Raw genomic sequence first — 22067 nt, 5'->3', positions numbered from 1 at the left:
TTAAACAAATAATTTTGTTAGAGGGATTTTTGAATACTTTGTAAAAAAGCATGAAGAATATCATTCATAGTATTTTTATGCCAGATAATATAAATATGAAAACGTTGAGGAAAATCTTGCAATGAAATATAACGAAGATATTTTTGATAGGCATAATAATCTTGTGTAAATTGAGCAAGAATAGCTGTATCTTGGCTGATAGCTAAATGCATTAAAATCATATCTAAATCTTGACTTATAAAATGTAATTCATTTGTATCAAGAATGACTTGTGTTTGATTTTTAACATCAAAATAATGAAGATAATTTTCTTTAGCTAATTGATGATTTTTATTCATTGCTACAACAAAAGGATAAGAATAAATACGTTGATATTGCCAATCATCTTCAAAATTAATCAAATCATCACCAACTCTTGAAGTCAAAATACAATCTACCTGATAGTTTCTTAACATATCTTCAATTTGTTGACGAGAATCACGATAAAGCTTGACATTGATATGAGAATGGTCTTTATAAAAATTTTGAATGTGATCAATCATAATACAATGTTCAATACCTTTTAAATAACCAAGTTTTAATTCACCAATGTTTTCATGATTTAAATAATGAATCATTTCATAACATTCTTGATTAACTTCTAACATTTTTGTAGCTGTCTTTAAAAAAATTCTCCCTTTTGTGTTAAATGAACATTTTTCTTTGTTCTTATAAATAAATCAAATCCTAAAGTTTCCTCTAAATGTTTAATATGATTAGTAACAGCAGTTTGAGAAATAAAAAGATTTTGAGCAGTTTTTGTAAAATGAAGTGTTTTTGCTACTTCTACAAAACATTTTAATTGTTGAATATTCATAGATGCACCTCTTATTAATAACTTTTCATTATTATAACATGATATATTTATATTAGACTATTATGATAAAATCATTAAAATAAAGAAGGGTTAGGAGTGAATATGTGAAGAAATTTATCATTTATATCATTGGTTTAAATTTTTAAGAATTAGGAATTGTTTTAAATATTACGACAGGCTTAGGGCTAGCAGCTTTATCAAGTTCTATTTATGCAACAAGTGAAACCAACCTTGTTTTAAATCCAGGTGATGGCATTGTCAAAACAATTAGTCAAGTTTTTCACTTACCTTTCTATAACGTTAAAAATATCTTTGATATATCAATGATTGCTTGTTCATTAGCTTTAAGTTTTATAACACAAAGTCCAATTAAGGGAATTGGTGTAGGAACAATTATTTCATCAATTATGATAGGAAGATTAATTAAAATTTGGCAACATATTCTTCAAAAAATATTATTTCATGTATAAATAAAAAAGAAATGTTCATAATTCACATATGAGGTGAATGAATATGAACAATTTAAAAAAATAGTTTTTATTATATTAGTCTGTATGCTTTGTGTCAGCGTAGAAGCCAAAAGTCAAAATCCTAAATATAAAATTATATCAAATAGTTTAAAACAAGAGGATATTCAAAAAATGTATGATATTAAAAATCAATTATTAATAGACTATAAAGAATGGGTTAAAGGTGTAGATAACCCTGAACAGGCTTTAGCTGACCATCAATCTGACTATCGGGCAACCTATAAACAAGGTGTTTATACGATTATTTTAGGAGATGGAGAAGGAAAAAGTTTAACTGGAGATTTAAAAGTCAATTATTGTGAAACAACAAAGGACATAGAAACAAAGTCTTTGATATGGGATTGGTTATTTTGATATGAAACAATGTGTTTCATATTTTTTGTTATTACAAGATAAGCGAAACAATTGCTTTCCAATATATAAAAGTGATAGAATATTGGACATAAGGAGGATTGTTTCATGAAACAAATAGAAAGTTTAAATAAACATATTGTCATCTATCCTATCTATGATAATCAGCCTGTTGATTCTTGGCTTTGTGATGCTTTAGGATATGATGTCAATGATATAATTGATAAAGATTATGCAAAAATGACACAGATTCATACATTAGGAAAATATCCTTTCCCTTATATCATCTTTGTAGGACTTGGTAAGGAAGAAAAATTGACAACGGCTAAACTTAGAGATGTCGCTATGAAAGTATCAAAAGATTTAGACAAGCCAACACAGCTTGTAGTAGATCATCTTGATAAGACAATCAGTAGACAAACATTAGTAAGAGTATGGATGGAATCTCATATCATTGCACAATATAAGGAAAGAAAGATTGGTCATGATGAAAAAGATATCATGGATATGGATGTCATGAGTGTGCATCCTGTTCAAAAAGAAATAGATGAAGCCATCATCTATGGAACAGGAATCAACTATGCCAGAAAACTTGCTGATACACCATCTAATCTAATGACACCTGAAGATATGGTCAAAGAAGCTATTGAAATGGCAAAACAAAATGGATTGGAATGTACAATTCTTGATAAAGCGAAGCTTGAAGATATGAAAGCAGGAGGAATTCTTTCTGTCAATCTAGGGAGTCATATTCCTGCCTATATGATCTGTTTCAAACACAACGGAGATAAAGATGCACCATATAAAGCAGTGATTGGTAAAGGAATTACTTTTGATTCGGGAGGATATAACCTTAAAGGAAATAGCTATGGCATGAAATATGACATGTGTGGAGGCGCAGATGTCTATGGAATCATGCAAATTCTCGCTCAAAGTCAAGCAAAGACAAATGTCTATGGAATTATTCCAGTGACAGAAAATCTAGTGAATGGGCAGGCATATAAACCACAAGATGTGATTACAACATTATCAGGAAAGACAGTGGAAATTGTGAGTACGGATGCTGAAGGACGTTTAATATTATGTGATGCAATTACATATGCACAACAATTAGGTGCTAAAAAACTTATTGACTTAGCAACTTTAACAGGAGCATGTGTTGCTGCTTTAGGTGATGTTTATACTGGTGTATTCTGTAATGATGAAGAATACTATCAAGAATTTGATAAAGCTATGAAAGCAAGTGATGAAAAAGGATGGCGTTTACCACTTGATCAAGCTTATTTAGATAAACTTCAATCAAAGAGTGCTGATCTTAAAAACTCAATGGGTAAACCAGGAGCTGGAGCAAGTATTGCAGCAAACTTCTTAGAATCATTTGTTGAAGAAGGAACAAAATGGATTCATTTAGATATTGCTGGAACAGCCGATCAAAATGGAACTGGCGCAACTGGAGCTATGATAAGAAGCGTTGTCGAATTGATGAAATAATGAACGAAGAATGTTTATGAAAGTAGACATTCTTTTTTGTTTATACTGTATATAAATGGTATATACAATGATAAGGAGAACATGCATGGAAATTATACTTAGTCAAACAAGTTCTAAGCCTATTTATGAACAAATTGTTGTACAAATCAAAGCCATGATTATGAGTGGGGAACTGAAACCTCAAACACCTTTACCATCTATGCGCAAGTTGGCAAAGGATTTACATGTCAGTATTATTACAACGCAAAGGGCTTATGATGAACTTTCAAAAGATGGATTTATTGTGGTTGTTCCAGCAAAAGGGGCTTTTGTGGCAACACCCAATCAAGATTTTATACGTGAAGAAAACTTAAGGAAAATCAAAGAACTTATGAAAGAAGCTTGTTTATTGGCACAGGAAAGTGGTTTTTCTAAAGATACATTACTAGAAATTATTGAAGATATTGACAAGGAGAGCTAATTATGGATTTTGCGATTGAAGTGAAACATCTCACAAAGAAATATAAAGACTTTTCATTAGATGATATATCATTAGGGATTCCAAAAGGAAGTATTGTTGGAATTGTTGGTGAAAATGGTGCGGGTAAATCAACCTTTATCAATGCATTATTAGGTATTATTGAATCACAATATGAAGGTTTAACCTATTTTGGTATGAATTTTACGGAAAATGAAAAACTGATTAAAGAAGATTTAGCAGTTATTTTTGATACGACACACTATGATTTAGAATTATCACCTCGTTGGATAGAACGTATTTTGAGTCATACTTTTCAAAATTGGAATCATGAACTCTATCTTGATTATTTACAAAAATTTGAATTGGCTTATGATAAAAAACTAAAGTACTTTTCAAGAGGTATGAAAATGAAACTTGAATTTGCGATTGCATTCAGTCATGATGCTAAAATTTTAATTCTTGATGAAGCAACAAGTGGTTTAGATCCGATTATTCGTGATGAAATATTAGATTTCATTCGTGATTTTACAATGGATGAAAATCATACTGTCATTATGTCTTCACATATTACCAGTGATTTAGATAAAATAGCAGATTATATTGTTTATATTCATAAAGGAAAATGTGTGTTTATGCAAACTTATGATGAGATAAAAGAAAATTTTGGTATTATTCATGGAACACAAAAATTATTGGAAACATTATCTCAAGATGATATTGTATGCTATATTCAAGAACCATATAGTTTATTAATTCTGATTAAAAATAGGCAACAGATTCAATCAATTTTTCAAGATTTAGAAATCACAAGACCAACTATAGAAGAAATGATGTTGTTTTATGCTAAAGGAGTGAAAAAGACATGCTAGGAATCATGATTAAAGATTTTTATGAAACTTTCTGTATCAAAAAGAATTTAATAGGAATGGTTACATCTGTATTATTTTTATTTGCTTTTACACTGTTCATGCATAATCTCTATTCTTTATTTTTAATGGTTTATATGTGTTTACCAATGATAGGTGTTTCAATTTTACAATACTCTATGGAACAAGATGAGATTTCTCATTATGATAAAATGCTATTGACTTTTCCAGTGACAAGAAAACAAATTGTACAATCAAAGTTTTTATCTATACTATTATTTACTCTTTTTGTACAGTTATGTATAGCGTTACCAATTGTTCTTGTTTTTGCGACAGTTTTCCATGTTATAACTTTTAAAACAGTTATATTAATATGGTTTATTGGTTTTCTTTTATCATTTATTATGAATGCTATTACAAGTGTTGGATTCTTTTGGTTAGGAAATAAAAAAGGAACAATTGTTTATATGATTTTCCTTGTTGTTATAGCTATTGCTTATATTTGTACACAATTATTCTATGGGGTAGATATTTTCTTAAGTTTAAAATTAAATCAAATTGTATGGATCGGATGTTTTCTGGCTGTTATCTTCAATATCATCAGTTATTATGTTTGTTTAATCATATATCAAAGAAAACATTCATAAGGTGGAATGAATCTTCATTTCATCTTTTTATTATTTATTGCTTCATATTATGTATTTTTGTACAATAAAGAAAAGGGGATGAGTTTATGGATGAACAATTTGAAATTATCAAAGAAATCTGTTTCAATGAAAAAAGTATAAATCCTATTGAAATTGTTAAAAAATTAATGAAAGTTGATAATGTTTCTATACATGGCCCTATTCATCATATTATTGATGGCTATGCTTTTTTAACAGCAATGCATAATGCCAAAGTAGAGTTTTCATTATCAGAAGCCTTAGATGAATTAGAAAAAAGAGGAAAGAAAATGCCCGGTGCTACTTGTGGACAATGGGGTATTTGTGGTTCCTGTTCATCAATAGGAGCAGCACTTGCAATTATACATCAAACAACACCTTTATCAGATAATCAATATTATAAAGATAATTTAAAATTAACATCTCAAGCACTTGATCATATTGGTGATATTGGTGGGCCAAGATGTTGTAAAAGAAATGCTTTTCTTTCATTAAAAACAGCTATAAAATTTGTTAAAGAAAACTATGGAATTATTTTAGAAGATAGTGATATACATTGTGAATTTTCATCTTTAAATCAACAATGTATTCATGAAAGGTGTCCATTTCATCAATAAAAAAACATATCAAAGCGATATGTTTTTATTTGACATATTGATTCATAAATTCAATAATTGTTTTTTCACATAGTTTTGGATCAACCAAATAACTTTGAGCATGTCCTGCGCCTTCAACAATCAATAAATCTTTATCAGCATTGCAAGCATTATAAAGATCATAAACCATATATGTTGGGACAAAATCATCTTGATCACCATGAATAAATAATGTCGGTGTTTTAGATTTTTTCACTTGTTCAATCGTTGAAGCTTCTTTAAAACTATAACCAACTCTTTTTTTACTTAAAAGTGTTGCAGTTGGTAAAATAAGTGGAGCGGGAATATGTCTTTGATTTAATTCATGTTTAAATTCATCAAGGACACTTGTAAATCCACAATCAGAAATAATACATTTGACATCACTAGGCAATTCTTCACCACTTGCCATTAAAACAGTAGCACTTCCCATAGAGATACCATGTAACACAATTTGTAAATCTTTATCAAAATAATCTTTCACTTGGTGAATCCATTGAATACAATCTAAACGATCTAACCATCCAAATCCTATATATTTTCCTTCACTTTCACCATGAGCACGATTGTCTGGTAGTAAAATATGGAATCCTAAATCATGATAAAATTTAATATAATAAGCATATTCTTTTAAATTATATGAACGATAACCATGAACAGCAATCAAGACTTTATTTGTTTCTCTTTCAGCTTTTAAAAATTTTGCTTTTAATTTTAATCCATCATGTGAAGTCATTTCCCATGTTTCAAAATGTTGTTGTTTTAACCAAGGAAGATATTTTCCAATTTGAGGATTAACTTTTGGTTTTTCTTTATTTAAAGGTGTATCCTTACGACAAGCAAAATCAATAGCTGTCACACTTACAAAACCAACAATAGCTCCTGATAATAAAGCTGCACAAGCAAGTGTTTTTTTCTTCAATTTGATCATTCCTTTCCTGATATTATTATCATACCATAAATTTCATCAAAAATAATGTTCTTTTTTGTATAAATAACAATTTACTGTATAATAAATGTTGGATAGAGAATTATTTCTATGAAACAACAGTATTCTTTTGAAAAAGATGGTTATATTTTAAGAAGTCCTGTAAAAAATATGCAGATGATATTTTAATGTCTATTTTAGAAGGTGAGTAGCAAGAATTAAAATCATCTTATTTTTTATAACTTATACATATTTTTTGGTATAATATGTTAAAGGGGAGGATGACATGAAAAGATTATTAGAAATATTTGGTTTGGGTACTCTTATGGTTATTGGTAGTTCTATTGTTGGAGGATATTCAGATTATACAACGGGAACATATCCTTTTTCATCAATAGGTAGTTTAATGCTATATAGTGGTATAGCTGTCTTTATTTGGGGTGAAGGCTTATTCATTTGGAAAGTTATAAAAAAATGTTCAAGTTGGAGCAAAGAAATATATAATAATAAAGAGAAGTAGTTGTTATAAGCGGTAGATTCATTATGAAGTCTATCGCTGTTTTGTTTAAGCTATATTTATAAAATATGACACATTATTTTATATGAAAATAATGTGTGAAAATCAAGTATATGAAATGATTATACTTTACAAATATATAGATTTAATGATTGTTTTCTTTAAAAAAGTGATAAGACTATAATTTTTAATGTTGATGTGTTAAAATAGGGAGCAGGTGATGAAGATGACAAAAATAGTAACTAAGCAAGATATAAAACAGATTTGTGATGTCATTGAAAAAGGTGGTATTGTAGCTTTTCCAACTGAAACAGTTTATGGTTTAGGAATCCGTTTCCAAGATGAAAAAGCTTTAGATGATTTAATGGAAGCTAAACAAAGGGATTATTCTAAAGCCATTACATTAATGGTCGCTGATCAGAAAGATATTCATCAATATGCTTATGTCAATGAAAAAGCACAAAAGATTATTAACCAATTTATGCCAGGAATGATTACTTTAATCTTTCAAAAGAAGCCATCAGTCGATGATGTGATGACACATGGAAAAGATACAATAGGTATTCGTATTCCTGATAGTGAATTTGTTTTATCTTTATTAAGGAAGGTAGGACCTATGTTAGTGACGAGTGCGAATTTATCTCATCATCAAAATACAACATCAACAAAAGAAGTTTTAGAACAGCTTGAAGGACGTATTGATATGGTCGTTGAAGGGAAAACATCGGATAATATCGCAAGTACAGTTGTTGATGTGAGTCAAGATGAAATCAAAATATTAAGAGCAGGAAAAATAACAAAAGAACAGATAGAGGAGGCAATCAAATGAAAATAGCAGTTGCTTGTGATCATGGTGGTTATCGTTTAAAAAATGTTTTAATGGAAGAAATGAAAAAACAGGGATATGAAGTTGTTGATTTTGGAACATACAATGAAGAAAGTTGTGATTATCCTGATTATGCTTCAAAAGCTGCAAAAGCTGTTGCAAGCGGAGAATGTGACAAAGGTGTTGTTGTATGTGGAACTGGAATAGGTGTTTCTATTACATGTAATAAAGTTAATGGTATTCGTTGTGCTTTAGTTCATGATGTATTTAGTGCCAAAGCAACAAGAGCCCATAATGATACAAATATGTTAGCAATGGGACAAAGAGTTATTGGTGAAGGTTTAGCAATTGAAGTTTTAAATGCGTGGTTACATACTGATTATGAAGGTGGTAGACATGATTTAAGAATTGAGAAAATGATGGCATTGGAGAATGAATAAGATGAAAGATAGAGAATTATTTGAAAGTGTAGAAAGAGAATTAAATAGACAAAGAAATAACATTGAATTGATTGCTTCTGAAAACTTTGTTTCTGAAGAAATCTTAGAATTAGCTGGTAGTGTTTTAACAAATAAATATGCTGAAGGATATCCGGGTAAAAGATATTATGGAGGATGTCAATTTGTTGATGAAGTTGAAACACTTGCGATTAATCGTTTAAAAGAATTATTTGGATGTGAATATGCCAATGTTCAACCTCATAGTGGGGCACAAGCCAATACAGCAGTTTATTTGGCTTTATTACAACATGGTGATAAGGTTTTAGGAATGTCATTAGCTGATGGTGGACATTTAACACATGGGCATCCATTGAATTATTCAGGAATTAACTATGAATTCTATAGTTATGGTGTGAGTCAAGATACAGAAACAATTGATTATGAAGATTTTAAAAATAAAGTTGAAACAATCAAACCAAAATTAGTAGTTGCTGGAGCAAGTGCTTATTCAAGAGTGATTGATTTTGAATATATGGCAAAAGTAGCACATGATAATGGAGCGTTATTTATGGTGGATATGGCACATATTGCTGGTTTAGTGGCAGCTGGTTTACATCCTTCACCAGTTCCTTATGCTGATGTTGTGACAACGACAACACATAAAACATTAAGAGGACCTCGTGGTGGTGTTATTATGTGTAAAGAAGAATTAGGAAAAGCTATTGATAGAGCCGTTTTCCCAGGTATGCAAGGTGGTCCGTTAATGCATATTATTGCAGCAAAAGCAGCATGTTTCTATGAAGCTTTACAACCTGAATTTAAAGATTATGCAAAACAAATTGTTAAAAATGCTAAAGCTTTAGAAGAATCTTTAAAAGAAGAAGGATTTAGATTAGTTGCTGATGGAACAGATAATCATTTGATTTTAATTGATGTTAAAGCAAGTTGTGGAATTAGTGGTAAAAAAGCAGAAAGATTACTTGATGAAATTCATATTACAGCTAACAAAAATGCTATTCCTTTTGATACTGAAAAACCATTTAAAGCAAGTGGGATTCGTGTTGGAACACCTGCTATGACAACAAAAGGTTTCAATGAAGATGATTTTAGAGAAGTTGGTAAAATCATTGCTTATCGTTTAAAGAATGAAGAAACAGATGAAGTTAAAGATGTATGTATAAAACGTGTTCAAAAGCTTATTGAAAAAGTAGAGATGTATAAAAATATTTCATATATTTAAAAAAACAAACCAATGATTGAAAAATCAGTCATTGGTTTTTATGCAAATAAATTAAAGTTTCATGAAACATAATAAAAATCTTCTGTTTTTTCCATTATATCATAACCAATTACACACACCAGCAAGTTAAGTTGACATAAATGATAATAATTATAGGAATGTATTTTATTATTTGTTATAATAATATAAATAAGAAAAAGAAAGAGGGACTATTCATGGCAACAACTATTTTAAATCATCCATTAATTGATCATAAATTAACAATTATGAGAAACAAAGATACTGGAACAAAAGAATTTAGACAGAATTTAGATGAAATTGCAATGTTAATGGCTTATGAAGTGACAAAGACATTACCTTTACAAAATGTTGAAATTGTCACACCTATATGCCCTATGACTGGTAAACAATTAGTTAGACCGATTGTTCTTGTGCCGATTTTAAGAGCGGGGCTAGGTTTGGTTGATGGTTTTAAAACAGTTATTCCAACGGCTAAAGTTGGTCATATCGGTATGTCAAGAAATGAAGAAACATTACAGCCAGAAGAATATTATGCGAAATTTCCATCATGTTTAAATAATGCTGATGTATTGGTGTTAGATCCAATGTTAGCGACAGGTGGAAGTGCCTGTGCAGCGATTACAAATATTAAAAAACGCGGTGCAAAAAATATTAAATTCGCATGTCTAGTCGCAGCACCAGAAGGAATTCAAGTGATTGAAAGTGAACATCCTGATGTAGATTTAATTGTTGGGGCATTAGATGAAAAATTAAATGATAAAGGCTATATTGTTCCAGGACTTGGAGATGCTGGAGATCGTTTATTTGGTACAGATCAATAAATGAAGATAAAAAGATTTGTCAAGGCTTTTTAAAAAAGGTATAATAGACGTAGTATTTTAAAGGGAGTGAGCAATGTGAATGAAAAAGATGTTCAATCAGAATCAAAAAAATCTTTTTAGTCATGTTGCTCTTTTTTTGTATAGTAGGTTTAATTTTTAAAAGTTTATCCTATCCTTTAGGTATAGTGATTGGTTATATAATTTGTTATATAAATTTTATACTAACAATTAAGACGAGTCACATGATTTTACAAAATGGACATCAGGTTATTCTTATTATTTTGATGTTTATGTCTAAATTAGTTTTAATGATAATGGGTTTTTTAATGGCTGTGATATGGAAAGATTATGTTCATTTATTGAGTGTTTTCTTTGGCTATTTAATTATACCTATAACGATTCAATGGTTAAATTTAAAAAAAGAAAGGAGTGAAATAGATGCAGATTGTGATTCAAACGGAATTGATATTCTCTTTGATTATTATGGCTATGCTTGCTGTCTTTTTTGTTTATGCAGGCAGAAAGATTGCTTTGGCTGATGCTACTAAAAGACCAAAAGGATTAGTTCTTGTTGTGGAGACGGGGGTAGAAATGATTTATAACTATATGAAATCTATTATGCCCCAAAAGTTTGAAAAAAACTATTATCCGTATTTTACAATGTTGTTTTGTTATTTGTTTATTGCTAATATTAGTGGTTTAATTGGTTTTGATTCACCAACTTCTAATTATTCCATTACACTAGCAATTACAATCATTACGTTTGTGTTAATACAGTATAACGCTATTAAGAAAAAGGAATTGGAGCTTATATTAAAGGTAATATTTGGCCACCAACAAATATATTTGGTACCATTGCTCCTTTAATTTCGTTATCATTCCGTATTTTTGGGAATATTTTAAGTGGTTCCATCTTAATGTCATTATTGTATCAATTGACTGGTTGGTTATCATCATTTCTTATTGATGTCAATTTCTTAGGACCAGTGATTGCACCAATATTACATGTGTATTTTGATTTGTTTGCAGGTTTTATTCAAACATTAGTATTTGTAACAATTTCATCCATCTTAATTATGATGGAAAATGAAGATTGATCATAACTATAAAGATAGTTTTGATAGATAAAAAATTAATATATTCGGAGGTAAAAAATATGTCAGATTTTGGATTAGTTGCGATTGCTGCAGGGATTGCAGTATGTGCAGGTTTAGGTACAGGTATTGGAGAAGGTTTAGCGGCAAGTAAAGCTGTTGAAGCAGTTGGTAGAAACCCTGAGGCTGAAGGAAAAATCAGAACAATGATGATTTTAGGGATTGCCTTAACAGAAACGGTTGCCATCTATGGGTTATTAATTTCAATTATTTTAATCTTTGTATTCCCAGCATTATATTTATAAAAAGGTGATGGACTTTTTTATAAGAAGGGAGGCATACAATGAGTATTGATGTTGCAGGAAAATTGTTTCCTAATCTTGCGACGATAGTGATTCAGTTATTATCAACAGGAGTATTATTAATTATTTTTAGAAAGTTCTTCTGGGGGCCAGTTCAAGCTTATTTTAAAAAACGTGCAGATTTTATTGAATCACAGATTCAAGATGCAAAAACATCTCAAGAAAAAGCAAAACAGCTGATGTTAGAAAGTGAAGAACAGGCACGTCAGTCAGCTAAAGAGTATCATGATATTATTGAAAGAGCGAAAGATGATGCTTTAAAAGTGCGTGATGAGATGGTTACTAAGGCAAAAGAAGAAGCAGCGCGTAAACTTGAACAGGCAGAAAGACAAATTGAAGTTGAAAAACAACAGGCTAGAGAAGAAATGAAGAAAGAAATGGTGGATATTGCCATTGAAGCAGCAACAAAAGTTATGAGTAAAGAAATGAATACGAAAGAAAATCAACAAATGGTTGAAGATTTTGTTGATCAGGTTGTGCATTAATGGACACTATTGCGAAAAGATATGCAGAAGCTTTATTTACTCTGGCACAGGAAGAAAATGCTGTTGCACAATATCAAAAAGATATTGAAAAAGTAGAAGCTGTTTTTCAAGATCAAAAGATTATTCAGTTTTTTAGTCATGTGGCTATTCAAGATGAAGATAAATATCAAGTATTGAATCAATGTTTAAAAGGACAAATAGAAACATATGTTTATCAGTTTTTATTGTTGTTGATTAAAAAAGAAGGATTCAATATATTCTTTTGATTTGTCAACAATTCCAACAATTATGTTATGAATATTTAGGTATTGTTGTAGGAGTTGTATGGAGTGCTTATGGATTAACTCAGGATGAATTAGAGAAGATTCAGGCAGCCATGTCGATAAAAACACAAAAGAAAGTTTTATTAAAACAAAAGATTGATACCCATTTAATTGGTGGAATTAAAGTAGAGATTGATAATCATGTTTATGATAATTCGCTTGCTTATAAGATGGGATTATTGAAACAGGAATTATTAAGAAAGTAGGTGAAAATGTGGATTTAAGACCAGATGAGATTAGTGCTTTAATTAAAGAACAAATTAAGCATTTTGCAGATCAGATTGAATCAAAAGATGTTGGAACAGTTATGACTGTTGGTGATGGTGTTACTTTGATTCATGGGTTGGATAATGCAATGCTTGGAGAATTATTATTATTTCCTGGTGATGTTTATGGGATGGTCATGAATCTTGAAGAAGATGCTGTGGGTGCAGTGTTACTTGGTGATGAAGGAACAATCAAGGAAGGTGACGAAGTTAAACGTACTGGAAGAATTATTGAAGTTCCTGTTGGTGATGGGCTTTTAGGACGTGTTGTGAATCCTTTAGGACAACCAATAGATGGACAAGGTGAAGTTGTTTATCAACAAACACGTCCCATTGAAAAGATTGCACCAGGCGTTATGACAAGAAAATCTGTGGATCAACCACTTCAAACTGGGATTACATGTATTGATGCGATTATTCCCATTGGTAGAGGTCAGCGTGAGTTAATTATCGGAGACCGTCAAACTGGAAAAACAGCGATTGCGATTGATACAATTTTAAATCAAAAAGGACAAAATATTTATTGTATTTATGTTGCGATTGGACAAAAGAATTCAACTGTTGCACAAATTGTTGAAAAATTAAGACAAGGTGGCGCAATGGAATATACAACGGTTGTATCAGCTGGAGCCAGTGAATTAGCACCGGTTCAATATATTGCTCCTTATGCAGGATGTGCAATGGCTGAACAATGGTTGGATGAAGGAAAAGATGTCTTGATTGTTTATGATGATTTATCTAAACATGCGGTGGCTTATCGTACAGTGTCTTTATTATTAAAAAGACCACCAGGACGTGAAGCTTATCCAGGAGATGTTTTCTATTTACATTCACGTTTGTTAGAAAGAGCTTGTCGTTTAAATGAAGAACATGGTGGAGGTTCAATTACAGCCCTACCTATCATTGAAACACAGGCAGGGGATATATCAGCTTATATTCCAACAAATGTTATTTCGATTACTGATGGACAAATCTTCTTACAACAAGATTTATTTAACTCAGGAATCAGACCAGCGATTGATACTGGTTTATCAGTCAGTCGTGTTGGTTCATCAGCACAAATTAAAGCCATGAAGCAAGTTTCAAGTTCTTTAAAATTAGAACTTGCGCAATATAGTGAAATGCAGGCATTTGCTCAATTTGGTAGTGATTTGGATGCTGCTACAAAAGCGACTTTAGAACATGGGCAAAGAGTACGTGAAGTCTTAAAACAGGCACAATATTCACCACGTAATGTGGCGCAACAAGTCATTACATTATTTGCGTTAAAATATGGTTATACAAAACAAATTGCTGTTGATAAAATCAATGTTTTTATGGATGAACTTTATCAAACTATAGAAAGTCAATATCCTGAAATCATTGAACAAATCCAACAACAAAAATCTATTGATGATGAATTATCTTTAAAGATGAAAGAAGTTATGAAAGCTTTTGTAGAAAACTTTTTAAAAGTGAATAAGGAAGGTTAGTCTATGGCTAATGATATGCAGTCTATTAAAAGACGTATTAAATCAGTAGAATCTACAAAGAAAATCACAAAAGCTATGCAGCTTGTCGCAACTTCTAAATTAAGAAAAGCAAGAAATCAAATGGATGAATTAAGACCTTATTATAGTAAGATTCAAGAAGTTGTTGGTGAAATCTTAGAAAGTAATAAAGGTATGGTTGATAGTCCTTATTTAAAAGATAATCAAACTGGGAAAAACATTTATATTATTGTGACTTCAAGTTTAGGTTTATGTGGTGGTTATAATGCCAATGTTATTAAAACAATGGTTGAATGTTTAAAACCAGAAGATGAAATTTATATGATTGGAAATAAGGGAGCAAGTTATTTAACACATCATCATATTGATTTTCATTCACAGTATCTTGATTTAAATTCAACATTGGAATTTAAAGATGTGATTAGACTTGTTCAAGAGTTAACACAACGTTATCAAAATCATGAAATTGCAAGTATTCAAATGATTTATACAAAGTTTATCAATAATTTAACATTCCAACCTTATGTGATGAAGTTATTACCTGTGGATACAAAAGATTTTGAAATGAAATATTTAACACATAAAGCAACGATATTTGAACCGAATCCACAGACTGTTTTAAATGATTTGATTCCTATGTATTTACAATCAGTCATTTATGGATATTTGGTTGAATCGGTGACAAGTGAAAATGCTTCAAGAAGAACATCTATGGAAAATGCAACAGATAATGCAGAAGATTTAATAGAAGAATTATTATTGAAATATAATCAGGCTAGACAAAGTGCTATTACAAATGAAATTAGTGAAATTGTAGCTGGTGCCAATGCTCAATAAGGAGGTGCAGCATGTCAAATATAGGAAAAATCGTACGTGCAGTAGGTCCCGTTGTTGATATTGTTTTTGATGATGGACACTTACCTGCATTAAATACAGCTATTGAAATTCAAAATAATGATGAATTATTGACAGTAGAAGTTGCGCAACATATTGGTGATGATGTTGTGCGTTGTATCGCAATGGGTTCTACTGATGGTTTAAAAAGAGGATTAGAAGCAAAAGATACAGAGCATCCTATTCGTGTACCAGTAGGTAATGAAACACTAGGAAGAATGTTTAATGTTTTAGGACAACCTATTGATGAAAAAGAAGCTTTACCTGCTGATATTCAAAAGATGCCAATTCATAGAAATGCGCCATCATATGCTGATCAAAAAACAGAAACAGAAATCTTGGAAACAGGAATTAAAGTCATTGATTTGATTTGTCCTTATATTAAAGGTGGAAAGATTGGTTTATTTGGTGGAGCTGGAGTTGGAAAAACAGTTTTAATTCAAGAATTAATTAACAATATTGCAACACAACATGGTGGATTATCAGTATTTGCTGGAGTTGGAGAACGTTCAAGAGAAGGTAATGACCTTTATTATGAAATGAAAGAAAGTGGTGTTTTAAATAAAACAACACTTGTCTTTGGACAAATGAATGAACCACCAGGATCACGTTTAAGAGTTGGTCTAACAGGACTCACAATGGCAGAATATTTTAGAGATGAACAAAATCAAGATGTCTTATTATTCATTGATAATATTTTCCGTTTTACACAAGCTGGTTCAGAAGTTTCAGCGTTGTTAGGACGTGTACCATCACAAGCTGGTTATCAACCAACGCTTGCGACAGAAATGGGACAATTACAGGAACGTATTACATCAACTAAGAAAGGATCAATCACTTCGGTACAGGCTGTTTATGTGCCTGCCGATGACTTAACTGACCCTGCACCGGCAACAACATTTGCTCACTTGGATGCGAAAGTTGTTCTTGATCGTTCGATTGCTGCATTAGGAATTTATCCAGCTGTTGATCCATTAAATTCATCATCACGTGCCCTAGATCCTTTAATTGTTGGAAAAGAACATTATGAAGTGGCTCATGGTGTTCAACAAATCTTACAAAGATTCCAGGATTTACAGGATATCATTGCCATTTTGGGTATGGATGAATTAAGTGAAGAAGATAAAGTGACTGTTGCCAGAGCAAGGCGTGTTCGTAATTATTTATCACAACCATTTACTGTTGCTTCACAGTTTACAGGACTAGAAGGAAAATATGTTCGTGTGGAAGATACAATTAAGGGATTTAAAGAGATTCTTGAAGGAAAATGGGATCATTTACCTGAGCAGGCTTTCCATAATGTAGGTTCTATTGAAGAAGCAGTAGAAAAGGCAAAGACATTAACAGATGACAACATTTAAATTAAAAATTGTAACACCTAAAGGTGTTTATCAAGAAACTGATGTTGAAATGTTAAATCTACGAACAACAGCCGGACAAATTGGTATTCTTGCTCACCATATTCCTCTGGCAAGTAGTATTGAAATATCAGAAATGAATTATATTGATGCAAATCATGAAAAACAATATTTTGCGATTGCAGGTGGCTTTGTATATGTTGGTGAAGAAGATACAACGATTATTACAAGTGCTATTGAATCATCAGATGAAATTGATTTAGCACGTGCTCAAAGTTCTAAACAAAGGGCAGAAGAACGCTTAAAATTACGACAAGATATTGATATTATACGTGCTGAAATTGCATTAAAAAAGCAATCACAAGAATTAATGTGAAAACAACACATCAAGCATAGAGATATTTTCTCTATGTTTTCTTTTGCATAAAATGTAATAAGATTGTTTTTAGATAATAAAAAAGAATTTCGCCAATTAAGACGAAATTCTTTATGCTTCATTATTGAAGTATCTTATAGACATCTGTTTCATTGTGGATTTCAAAAATATGTAATATGACATTATCAAGTCTTTCTTCATCACTATCTTCTATTTTCTTGGTAAGTTCTGGTGTGAGGTTTCCAAAAAGATACACCAACATTGTTTTCACATTCTTCTTTAATGTATCTATTTTACCTTTTTTCATACCACGTTCTTCTCCTTTTTGAAATCCTGAATTTTCAATGTCCTGCCAAAATGACCACATTGCCATAGTTTCTTTATCTCCTTTCACTAAATCTAAAATATCAAATCTTTCTGTAAGTATTGCTATCACTCTTGCAGCTGCCTTTGATACTTCCATTCCTTTGAAATCTTCTTCCTCTTTTCTCCATATTTTTCCTACTGCTTTGACAACACTATGATTGTCCTCATTTTTGAGTAGGTGATAATTCAAATCCTTGATGTCAACCACATTCATCTTCCAGTCATTGCTTTCCTGCTTGATGCCTTCAGGTACATTGACTCTTTCTAACAGTGATGTCTTGGCTGTCCATTTGCCTTCGCCATGAAACAAGACAATACTCATGACATATGGAAGCATATGGTTCTTGGGTTTTTTATCCTGCATATTATAAGTCAATGCATCATAGAGAAGTGTTCTTGACACCATTGTAAAGTCAACCTGATTCTGTGCCTCCAACGCAAGAATAGCCTGTGACTCTTTTCCTTTCCACATCATGATGACATCACGTCGTCGTTCCTTGGAAATATACTTACCTACAAAGATTTCATTGGAATCCATGACTTGTAGTTCATCAGGCTTAATGACATCCTGACCACCATATAAAATAGCATTCATCAAGTCGGCAAAACGACTGGTATTCTTGAAGAAATCCTTAATGATGTGATCTGTTTGCATGCTCATTATCACAACCTCCTTTCTATATATCATTAACTTTTCAAGAAAAGATAACTAAATAGAAAATAAACTTATTAAAGCGTAAAAATGTCGATAAAAAGATTGTTTTTACGCTTTTATTCTGTCTGAATTTATGATATAATTTAGTTATCTTAATAACTAAAGGAGATTGCCATGTTTCATAAAAATATTACTGTTAAAAAACCTGCCAATTCTGTTGTCTATCCTCGAAACAACTATGTCTATTTTAATTGTGAAAAGATTTACATCAAGGAAAAAAAGCATAATCAAAATAAGAGGGTTCTTATTGGAAAGATGATTGATGATGAATTCATGATTCCTAATGACAATGCTAGAATCTATTTCCCTGAATGGTTCGAAAATGAAAAATCACCTGAAATGTCTGATACCATTTCTATTGGAAATACAATGGTCATTGATAGGATTATGAATGAGTCAGGTCTTTCATCGCTTCTTGATTCTATCTTCGATGATGATTCCTCTCTTATCAAGGATGTCATGCAATATATGATCATTGGTGAAACAACAGCCATTCAGCATTTTCCATCATTCATGAGGAGAATTCCCGTCTTTTCAAAACAGATATATAGCGATTCTTCCATAGGGAGGCTTCTCAAGGACAGGATCAAATTCAGAGATACCGATCTTTTCCTTAAGTCATGGAACAACATGCATAAAGGTGATGCCATATACATCAGCTATGACAGCACCAACATGAATACATATAGCGAGGGCATAGAAATTGCAGAACTAGGTCATGCAAAGGATGATGATGAAGTACCGATTGTAAATATGAGCTACTCCATTGATCAGAAAAATGGTACGCCACTATTCTATGAAACGTATATGGGGAGCATCATCGACAACAGTCAGCTGACATACATGGTGGACAGGGCAAAGGAATATGGATATGAAAATATCGGACTGATACTTGATAGAGGATATTTCAGTGCCAGAAACATAAGATATATAGAGAAAAAGGGATATGACCTTATAATGATGGTGAAAACCAATCAGAAAAAGATTAGTGAACTTATTACCAGACATAGGCTCAGCATAGCAAATCAGATAGATGCATATATAGAGAAATATGAAATCTATGGAAAGACAGTGAAGGCAAAACTGTATGATGATGAAAAGGAATACTATGTTCACATCTACTATGATGGCGAAAAGGCGAATGAACAGAGAAGTATGCTTTTGAATTCATACGCAAAGCTTGAAAGGGATCTGGAAAAAGAATTTCAAAGACAAAGCTCAACAGAAAAGAAGACATGAAAAGATTCGAAAAGGGATTCAGGATGTATTATGATGATAGCGGATATTTAAGGAAGTATACAAAGCTGAAGGAAAAGATACAGAAAGAAGCGGACATGATGGGATACTTTGCGATAGTGACAACGCAGGAAATGGGTGCAGGGGAAGCACTTGAAACATATAGAGACAGGGATACAGTTGAGAAACTGTTTAGAAGCCTGAAGAGTGAACTGGATTTTAATAAATTCAGAGTTCATGGAGATGCATCGATGGAATCAAAGATTTTTATTACATTCCTGGCAAATATAGTTAGAAATGAAGTATTCACAAAGACAAAGGAAATAAGAAGAAAAAACAAGAAAGACTATACAGTACCGGGAATCATACATGAGATGAATAAAATAGAGATAACAAGAGACAGCAGGAATGAGTATGTAAGAAGATATGGGTTAAGTCGAAAACAAAAAGAGATATTGAAACAATTTGGAATCACAGATGAAGATGTAAAGAACTATGTAAAAGAAATAAATGAAAAGATGAAATAATAAGGGAAAGATACAGCAATTGTATAGGCGGCAATAGCTGTATCTTTTTTCAATGATTTATAGTTTTAGTTATCTTTTTTGAAAAGTTAAGGATATATTTCAGGAGGGCTCATAGACATTATACAACAATATTTGCTTATTGTAAATATATTCATCTTTAATAAGAACCCTCCTATTATTTATATATGCAATTTTTTTCTATTTTTCTTTTTTTATTTCCAACTTTTTACAAAAAATTTTAATTTTCAAATTTTATGAGTTTTCAATGATAAAAACAAACGAAAGATTTATTTTTTATGATAAGAAATGTTATAATAATAAATAAGAAGGTAATACATATGTTAATGAAACCAAAAGCTAGATGGACAGAATTTCAACTTGAAGGATGTTCTTCTTATTATTTGAGCTATTTAGATGATATTGCTTTTGAATGGATTAATCAGGCTATTTGGGGTTTAGAAACAATGAAACCTTTCTGTGTCAAAGGATTTCTTGAACCATATAGATTCTTATGTACAGTGAGTTATTGGAATTTTCATATTATTGTGGAAAATGAAAAAACTGTTCCTATACCAAAGGAAGATATTCATTATCAAATAGCTCATATCAATATGATAGAGTTTTGTCAAAATCTTTATGAAGATATATTAAATGCTTTTAACGAATGGGTTTATTTTACAGATATTGTTGATGATAATTATAATGCAGAAGAAAAAAGTCAATTATTATCAGAGAAATTAGATAAATTGAAAGCATTGATATTAGAAAAAGAACATTGTTTTAAAGAACAGAAGTATTTTCTTTTAAGATGATGAAATAATTTTACATCTTGAATTGAAATTGATATAGTTATAAGTGGAGGAGAACTTATGAAAATATTATTAGTATGTTCAGCAGGAATGTCTACGAGTTTATTAGTTGAAAGAATGTTAACTGCTGCTAAGGAAAAGAATTTAGATGTTGATATTGAAGCAAGGCCTATTGCTGATACGATTGTCTATGGAAAAGATGCCGATGCTATCATGTTAGGACCACAGGTTCGTTTCCAGGAAGATCATATTCGTTCATTATTTGATGAAAGTAAACCAATTGCAGTTATTGACATGAAAGATTATGGCATGATGAATGGTAAGAAAGTTTTAGAAGAGGCTATGACATTAATTGAATCAAAAAAATAAATCATATCGAAAAATCGATATGATTTTATGTTTCTAAGAAATTTTTACTTTTTATGAAGAAGATGAAAAATAACCTATTTTAATTTACCATAATACATATCACTAAAAATACCTTTTTTATCAATCAATTCATCATATTTACCTTCTTCAACAATCTTTCCTTGATCCATCACAATAATATAATCACAATTCTTTAAAGTTGTTAGTCTATGAGCGATGGAAATAATAGTCATTTGATTTTGAATCTTGAGTTTTTCTATTTCATGTTGAATAAATCTTTCTGAAGTATTATCTAAATTAGAAGTGGCTTCATCTAAAATAAGAATTTGAGGTTTTCTTAAAAAGATCCTCGATATGGCGATTATTTGTTTTTGGTCCACTGATAAATTATTACCATGTTCAGAAATCCTGGTCTCTAATTGTTGGGGTAAACTACAAATAAAATCAGTAAGATTAGCTTTATCAATAGCTTTCCATACATCATCTAATGAAGGTTCTTTGTCTAATCCATAACAAATATTTTCATAAATCGTACCTGCAATTAAAAAAGGATTTTGTGGGACTAATGTGATATATTTTGCTAACTCATTACGGGATAGAGAATTGATATCCTTATCATCAATAAAAATATCTCCATCACATTTCTCTAATTTACAAATGGCTTTAATAAGAGAAGATTTTCCACAACCACTAGGACTAGCTATTCCCCAAAAAGCACCTTTTTCAATAGAAATATGAATGTCTTTTAAG

General features: G+C 31.0%; 28 protein-coding genes and 2 pseudogenes. 25 read left to right on the top strand and 5 right to left on the bottom strand.

Annotated elements, in window-relative coordinates; genetic code table 11:
• Window positions 1-17: 17 nt before the first annotated feature.
• Both NMU03_RS06385 and NMU03_RS06380 read right to left on the bottom strand, forming a co-directional pair.
• Window positions 18-647, bottom strand: a complete 630-nt coding sequence (locus NMU03_RS06385; RefSeq protein ID WP_290141807.1) for a substrate-binding domain-containing protein — start codon at window positions 645-647, stop codon at window positions 18-20.
• A gap of 14 nt (window positions 648-661) precedes the next feature.
• Window positions 662-856, bottom strand: a complete 195-nt coding sequence (locus NMU03_RS06380; RefSeq protein WP_290141806.1) for a LysR family transcriptional regulator — start codon at window positions 854-856, stop codon at window positions 662-664.
• A gap of 155 nt (window positions 857-1011) precedes the next feature.
• Between NMU03_RS06380 and NMU03_RS18225 the strand changes: the two genes are divergently transcribed.
• From NMU03_RS18225 to NMU03_RS06345, 7 genes are all read left to right on the top strand, one after another.
• Complete coding sequence (locus tag NMU03_RS18225; protein ID WP_494337172.1) at window positions 1012-1326, top strand: DUF6198 family protein; 315 nt, start codon at window positions 1012-1014, stop codon at window positions 1324-1326.
• 171 nt (window positions 1327-1497) lie between these two features.
• Window positions 1498-1740, top strand: a complete 243-nt coding sequence (locus NMU03_RS06370; protein WP_290141804.1) for a hypothetical protein — start codon at window positions 1498-1500, stop codon at window positions 1738-1740.
• Window positions 1741-1845: 105 nt separating this feature from the next.
• Window positions 1846-3228: a M17 family metallopeptidase gene (locus tag NMU03_RS06365; protein WP_290141803.1), complete on the top strand. Its 1383-nt coding sequence runs from the start codon at window positions 1846-1848 to the stop codon at window positions 3226-3228.
• Window positions 3229-3313: 85 nt separating this feature from the next.
• Window positions 3314-3688, top strand: coding sequence for a GntR family transcriptional regulator (locus tag NMU03_RS06360; protein WP_290141801.1), 375 nt, complete (start codon window positions 3314-3316; stop codon window positions 3686-3688).
• A 2-nt stretch (window positions 3689-3690) separates the two neighbouring features.
• Complete coding sequence (locus NMU03_RS06355) at window positions 3691-4557, top strand: ABC transporter ATP-binding protein (RefSeq protein WP_290141800.1); 867 nt, start codon at window positions 3691-3693, stop codon at window positions 4555-4557.
• Window positions 4551-5201 (top strand): ABC-2 transporter permease, encoded by a 651-nt coding sequence (locus tag NMU03_RS06350; protein ID WP_290141799.1) that lies wholly within the window; start codon window positions 4551-4553, stop codon window positions 5199-5201. Before NMU03_RS06355 ends, NMU03_RS06350 begins: the two co-directional genes overlap by 7 nt.
• An 86-nt stretch (window positions 5202-5287) precedes the next feature.
• Window positions 5288-5836 carry a DUF5714 domain-containing protein gene (locus NMU03_RS06345; protein ID WP_290141798.1) on the top strand — a complete coding sequence of 183 codons (549 nt, stop codon included), beginning with the start codon at window positions 5288-5290 and terminating at the stop codon, window positions 5834-5836.
• Between the two features lie 25 nt (window positions 5837-5861).
• Here the strand turns inward: NMU03_RS06345 and NMU03_RS06340 are convergent, their stop codons facing one another.
• On the bottom strand, window positions 5862-6785 hold the full coding sequence (locus tag NMU03_RS06340) for an alpha/beta hydrolase (protein ID WP_290141797.1): 924 nt from the start codon (window positions 6783-6785) through the stop codon (window positions 5862-5864).
• Between the two features lie 283 nt (window positions 6786-7068).
• Between NMU03_RS06340 and NMU03_RS06335 the strand changes: the two genes are divergently transcribed.
• The 14 genes and pseudogenes from NMU03_RS06335 to atpC all read left to right on the top strand — a co-directional run bounded on the left by NMU03_RS06335 (window position 7069) and on the right by atpC (window position 17295).
• A complete protein-coding gene (locus tag NMU03_RS06335) occupies window positions 7069-7302 on the top strand; it encodes a hypothetical protein (RefSeq protein WP_290141796.1) in 234 nt (77 codons plus the stop codon).
• Window positions 7303-7525: 223 nt separating this feature from the next.
• Complete coding sequence (locus tag NMU03_RS06330; RefSeq protein ID WP_290141795.1) at window positions 7526-8128, top strand: L-threonylcarbamoyladenylate synthase; 603 nt, start codon at window positions 7526-7528, stop codon at window positions 8126-8128.
• Complete coding sequence (gene rpiB / locus NMU03_RS06325; protein WP_290141794.1) at window positions 8125-8565, top strand: ribose 5-phosphate isomerase B; 441 nt, start codon at window positions 8125-8127, stop codon at window positions 8563-8565. Before NMU03_RS06330 ends, rpiB begins: the two co-directional genes overlap by 4 nt.
• Window position 8566: 1 nt before the next feature.
• Complete coding sequence (gene glyA / locus NMU03_RS06320; RefSeq protein WP_290141793.1) at window positions 8567-9805, top strand: serine hydroxymethyltransferase; 1239 nt, start codon at window positions 8567-8569, stop codon at window positions 9803-9805.
• Between the two features lie 215 nt (window positions 9806-10020).
• Entirely contained in the window at window positions 10021-10647 is a 627-nt protein-coding gene (gene upp / locus NMU03_RS06315) for a uracil phosphoribosyltransferase (RefSeq protein ID WP_290141792.1), read from the top strand.
• Window positions 10648-10742: 95 nt separating this feature from the next.
• Window positions 10743-11186 (top strand): ATP synthase subunit I, encoded by a 444-nt coding sequence (locus NMU03_RS17625; RefSeq protein WP_353956689.1) that lies wholly within the window; start codon window positions 10743-10745, stop codon window positions 11184-11186.
• A pseudogene (locus tag NMU03_RS06310) lies at window positions 11086-11744 on the top strand (F0F1 ATP synthase subunit A). Before NMU03_RS17625 ends, NMU03_RS06310 begins: the two are co-directional and overlap by 101 nt.
• Window positions 11745-11803: 59 nt before the next feature.
• Window positions 11804-12046: an ATP synthase F0 subunit C gene (atpE, locus tag NMU03_RS06300; protein ID WP_290141790.1), complete on the top strand. Its 243-nt coding sequence runs from the start codon at window positions 11804-11806 to the stop codon at window positions 12044-12046.
• A 38-nt stretch (window positions 12047-12084) separates the two neighbouring features.
• On the top strand, window positions 12085-12588 hold the full coding sequence (gene atpF, locus NMU03_RS06295; protein WP_290141789.1) for a F0F1 ATP synthase subunit B: 504 nt from the start codon (window positions 12085-12087) through the stop codon (window positions 12586-12588).
• Window positions 12588-13117 (top strand): annotated as a pseudogene (locus tag NMU03_RS17620) (F0F1 ATP synthase subunit delta). The gene atpF and the pseudogene NMU03_RS17620 overlap by 1 nt, the downstream one beginning before the upstream one ends.
• A gap of 8 nt (window positions 13118-13125) precedes the next feature.
• Complete coding sequence (gene atpA / locus NMU03_RS06280) at window positions 13126-14649, top strand: F0F1 ATP synthase subunit alpha (RefSeq protein WP_290141786.1); 1524 nt, start codon at window positions 13126-13128, stop codon at window positions 14647-14649.
• 3 nt (window positions 14650-14652) lie between these two features.
• Complete coding sequence (gene atpG / locus NMU03_RS06275) at window positions 14653-15504, top strand: ATP synthase F1 subunit gamma (RefSeq protein ID WP_290141785.1); 852 nt, start codon at window positions 14653-14655, stop codon at window positions 15502-15504.
• Window positions 15505-15515: 11 nt separating this feature from the next.
• Window positions 15516-16922, top strand: coding sequence for a F0F1 ATP synthase subunit beta (gene atpD, locus NMU03_RS06270; protein ID WP_290141784.1), 1407 nt, complete (start codon window positions 15516-15518; stop codon window positions 16920-16922).
• Window positions 16909-17295 (top strand): ATP synthase F1 subunit epsilon, encoded by a 387-nt coding sequence (gene atpC, locus NMU03_RS06265; protein WP_290141783.1) that lies wholly within the window; start codon window positions 16909-16911, stop codon window positions 17293-17295. Before atpD ends, atpC begins: the two co-directional genes overlap by 14 nt.
• Window positions 17296-17416: 121 nt before the next feature.
• Here the strand turns inward: atpC and NMU03_RS06260 are convergent, their stop codons facing one another.
• Entirely contained in the window at window positions 17417-18322 is a 906-nt protein-coding gene (locus tag NMU03_RS06260; protein ID WP_290141782.1) for an Rpn family recombination-promoting nuclease/putative transposase, read from the bottom strand.
• A gap of 168 nt (window positions 18323-18490) precedes the next feature.
• Here NMU03_RS06260 and NMU03_RS06255 point away from each other — a divergent pair, with 168 nt between their 5' ends.
• From NMU03_RS06255 to NMU03_RS06240, 4 genes are all read left to right on the top strand, one after another.
• Window positions 18491-19615 carry an IS1634 family transposase gene (locus NMU03_RS06255; protein ID WP_290141781.1) on the top strand — a complete coding sequence of 375 codons (1125 nt, stop codon included), beginning with the start codon at window positions 18491-18493 and terminating at the stop codon, window positions 19613-19615.
• Complete coding sequence (locus NMU03_RS06250; protein WP_290141316.1) at window positions 19612-20139, top strand: IS1634 family transposase; 528 nt, start codon at window positions 19612-19614, stop codon at window positions 20137-20139. Before NMU03_RS06255 ends, NMU03_RS06250 begins: the two co-directional genes overlap by 4 nt.
• Window positions 20140-20477: 338 nt before the next feature.
• Window positions 20478-20951 carry a hypothetical protein gene (locus NMU03_RS06245; protein WP_290141780.1) on the top strand — a complete coding sequence of 158 codons (474 nt, stop codon included), beginning with the start codon at window positions 20478-20480 and terminating at the stop codon, window positions 20949-20951.
• Window positions 20952-21008: 57 nt separating this feature from the next.
• Window positions 21009-21317 (top strand): PTS sugar transporter subunit IIB, encoded by a 309-nt coding sequence (locus NMU03_RS06240; protein WP_290141779.1) that lies wholly within the window; start codon window positions 21009-21011, stop codon window positions 21315-21317.
• Between the two features lie 74 nt (window positions 21318-21391).
• Here NMU03_RS06240 and NMU03_RS06235 read toward each other — a convergent pair whose 3' ends face one another.
• Window positions 21392-22021: an ATP-binding cassette domain-containing protein gene (locus NMU03_RS06235; protein WP_290142294.1), complete on the bottom strand. Its 630-nt coding sequence runs from the start codon at window positions 22019-22021 to the stop codon at window positions 21392-21394.
• Between the last annotated feature and the right edge of the window lie 46 nt (window positions 22022-22067).

Origin of the sequence: Allocoprobacillus halotolerans, from assembly GCF_024399475.1 — a bacterium.
In the GTDB taxonomy this organism is placed as follows: domain Bacteria; phylum Bacillota_I; class Bacilli_A; order Erysipelotrichales; family Coprobacillaceae; genus Allocoprobacillus; species Allocoprobacillus halotolerans.
The sequence above is the reverse complement of the archived record's forward strand: the minus strand, read 5'-3'. Positions and strand labels throughout refer to the sequence as shown.

Excerpts from the sequence above, each read along its gene's own strand:
- NMU03_RS06385 (WP_290141807.1), bottom strand. The coding sequence starts at position 647 with ATGTTAGAAGTTAATCAAGAATGTTATGAAATGATTCATTATTTAAAT.
- NMU03_RS06245 (WP_290141780.1), top strand. The coding sequence starts at position 20,478 with ATGTTAATGAAACCAAAAGCTAGATGGACAGAATTTCAACTTGAAGGA.
- NMU03_RS06380 (WP_290141806.1), bottom strand. The coding sequence starts at position 856 with ATGAATATTCAACAATTAAAATGTTTTGTAGAAGTAGCAAAAACACTT.
- NMU03_RS06240 (WP_290141779.1), top strand. The coding sequence starts at position 21,009 with ATGAAAATATTATTAGTATGTTCAGCAGGAATGTCTACGAGTTTATTA.
- atpD (WP_290141784.1), top strand. The coding sequence starts at position 15,516 with ATGTCAAATATAGGAAAAATCGTACGTGCAGTAGGTCCCGTTGTTGAT.
- atpC (WP_290141783.1), top strand. The coding sequence starts at position 16,909 with ATGACAACATTTAAATTAAAAATTGTAACACCTAAAGGTGTTTATCAA.
- NMU03_RS06340 (WP_290141797.1), bottom strand. The coding sequence starts at position 6,785 with ATGATCAAATTGAAGAAAAAAACACTTGCTTGTGCAGCTTTATTATCA.
- atpF (WP_290141789.1), top strand. The coding sequence starts at position 12,085 with ATGAGTATTGATGTTGCAGGAAAATTGTTTCCTAATCTTGCGACGATA.
- glyA (WP_290141793.1), top strand. The coding sequence starts at position 8,567 with ATGAAAGATAGAGAATTATTTGAAAGTGTAGAAAGAGAATTAAATAGA.
- NMU03_RS06365 (WP_290141803.1), top strand. The coding sequence starts at position 1,846 with ATGAAACAAATAGAAAGTTTAAATAAACATATTGTCATCTATCCTATC.
- atpE (WP_290141790.1), top strand. The coding sequence starts at position 11,804 with ATGTCAGATTTTGGATTAGTTGCGATTGCTGCAGGGATTGCAGTATGT.
- atpG (WP_290141785.1), top strand. The coding sequence starts at position 14,653 with ATGGCTAATGATATGCAGTCTATTAAAAGACGTATTAAATCAGTAGAA.
- rpiB (WP_290141794.1), top strand. The coding sequence starts at position 8,125 with ATGAAAATAGCAGTTGCTTGTGATCATGGTGGTTATCGTTTAAAAAAT.
- NMU03_RS06355 (WP_290141800.1), top strand. The coding sequence starts at position 3,691 with ATGGATTTTGCGATTGAAGTGAAACATCTCACAAAGAAATATAAAGAC.
- NMU03_RS06350 (WP_290141799.1), top strand. The coding sequence starts at position 4,551 with ATGCTAGGAATCATGATTAAAGATTTTTATGAAACTTTCTGTATCAAA.
- upp (WP_290141792.1), top strand. The coding sequence starts at position 10,021 with ATGGCAACAACTATTTTAAATCATCCATTAATTGATCATAAATTAACA.
- NMU03_RS06330 (WP_290141795.1), top strand. The coding sequence starts at position 7,526 with ATGACAAAAATAGTAACTAAGCAAGATATAAAACAGATTTGTGATGTC.
- NMU03_RS06345 (WP_290141798.1), top strand. The coding sequence starts at position 5,288 with ATGGATGAACAATTTGAAATTATCAAAGAAATCTGTTTCAATGAAAAA.
- NMU03_RS06360 (WP_290141801.1), top strand. The coding sequence starts at position 3,314 with ATGGAAATTATACTTAGTCAAACAAGTTCTAAGCCTATTTATGAACAA.
- NMU03_RS06255 (WP_290141781.1), top strand. The coding sequence starts at position 18,491 with ATGTTTCATAAAAATATTACTGTTAAAAAACCTGCCAATTCTGTTGTC.
- NMU03_RS06260 (WP_290141782.1), bottom strand. The coding sequence starts at position 18,322 with ATGAGCATGCAAACAGATCACATCATTAAGGATTTCTTCAAGAATACC.
- NMU03_RS06370 (WP_290141804.1), top strand. The coding sequence starts at position 1,498 with ATGTATGATATTAAAAATCAATTATTAATAGACTATAAAGAATGGGTT.
- NMU03_RS06335 (WP_290141796.1), top strand. The coding sequence starts at position 7,069 with ATGAAAAGATTATTAGAAATATTTGGTTTGGGTACTCTTATGGTTATT.
- NMU03_RS06250 (WP_290141316.1), top strand. The coding sequence starts at position 19,612 with ATGAAAAGATTCGAAAAGGGATTCAGGATGTATTATGATGATAGCGGA.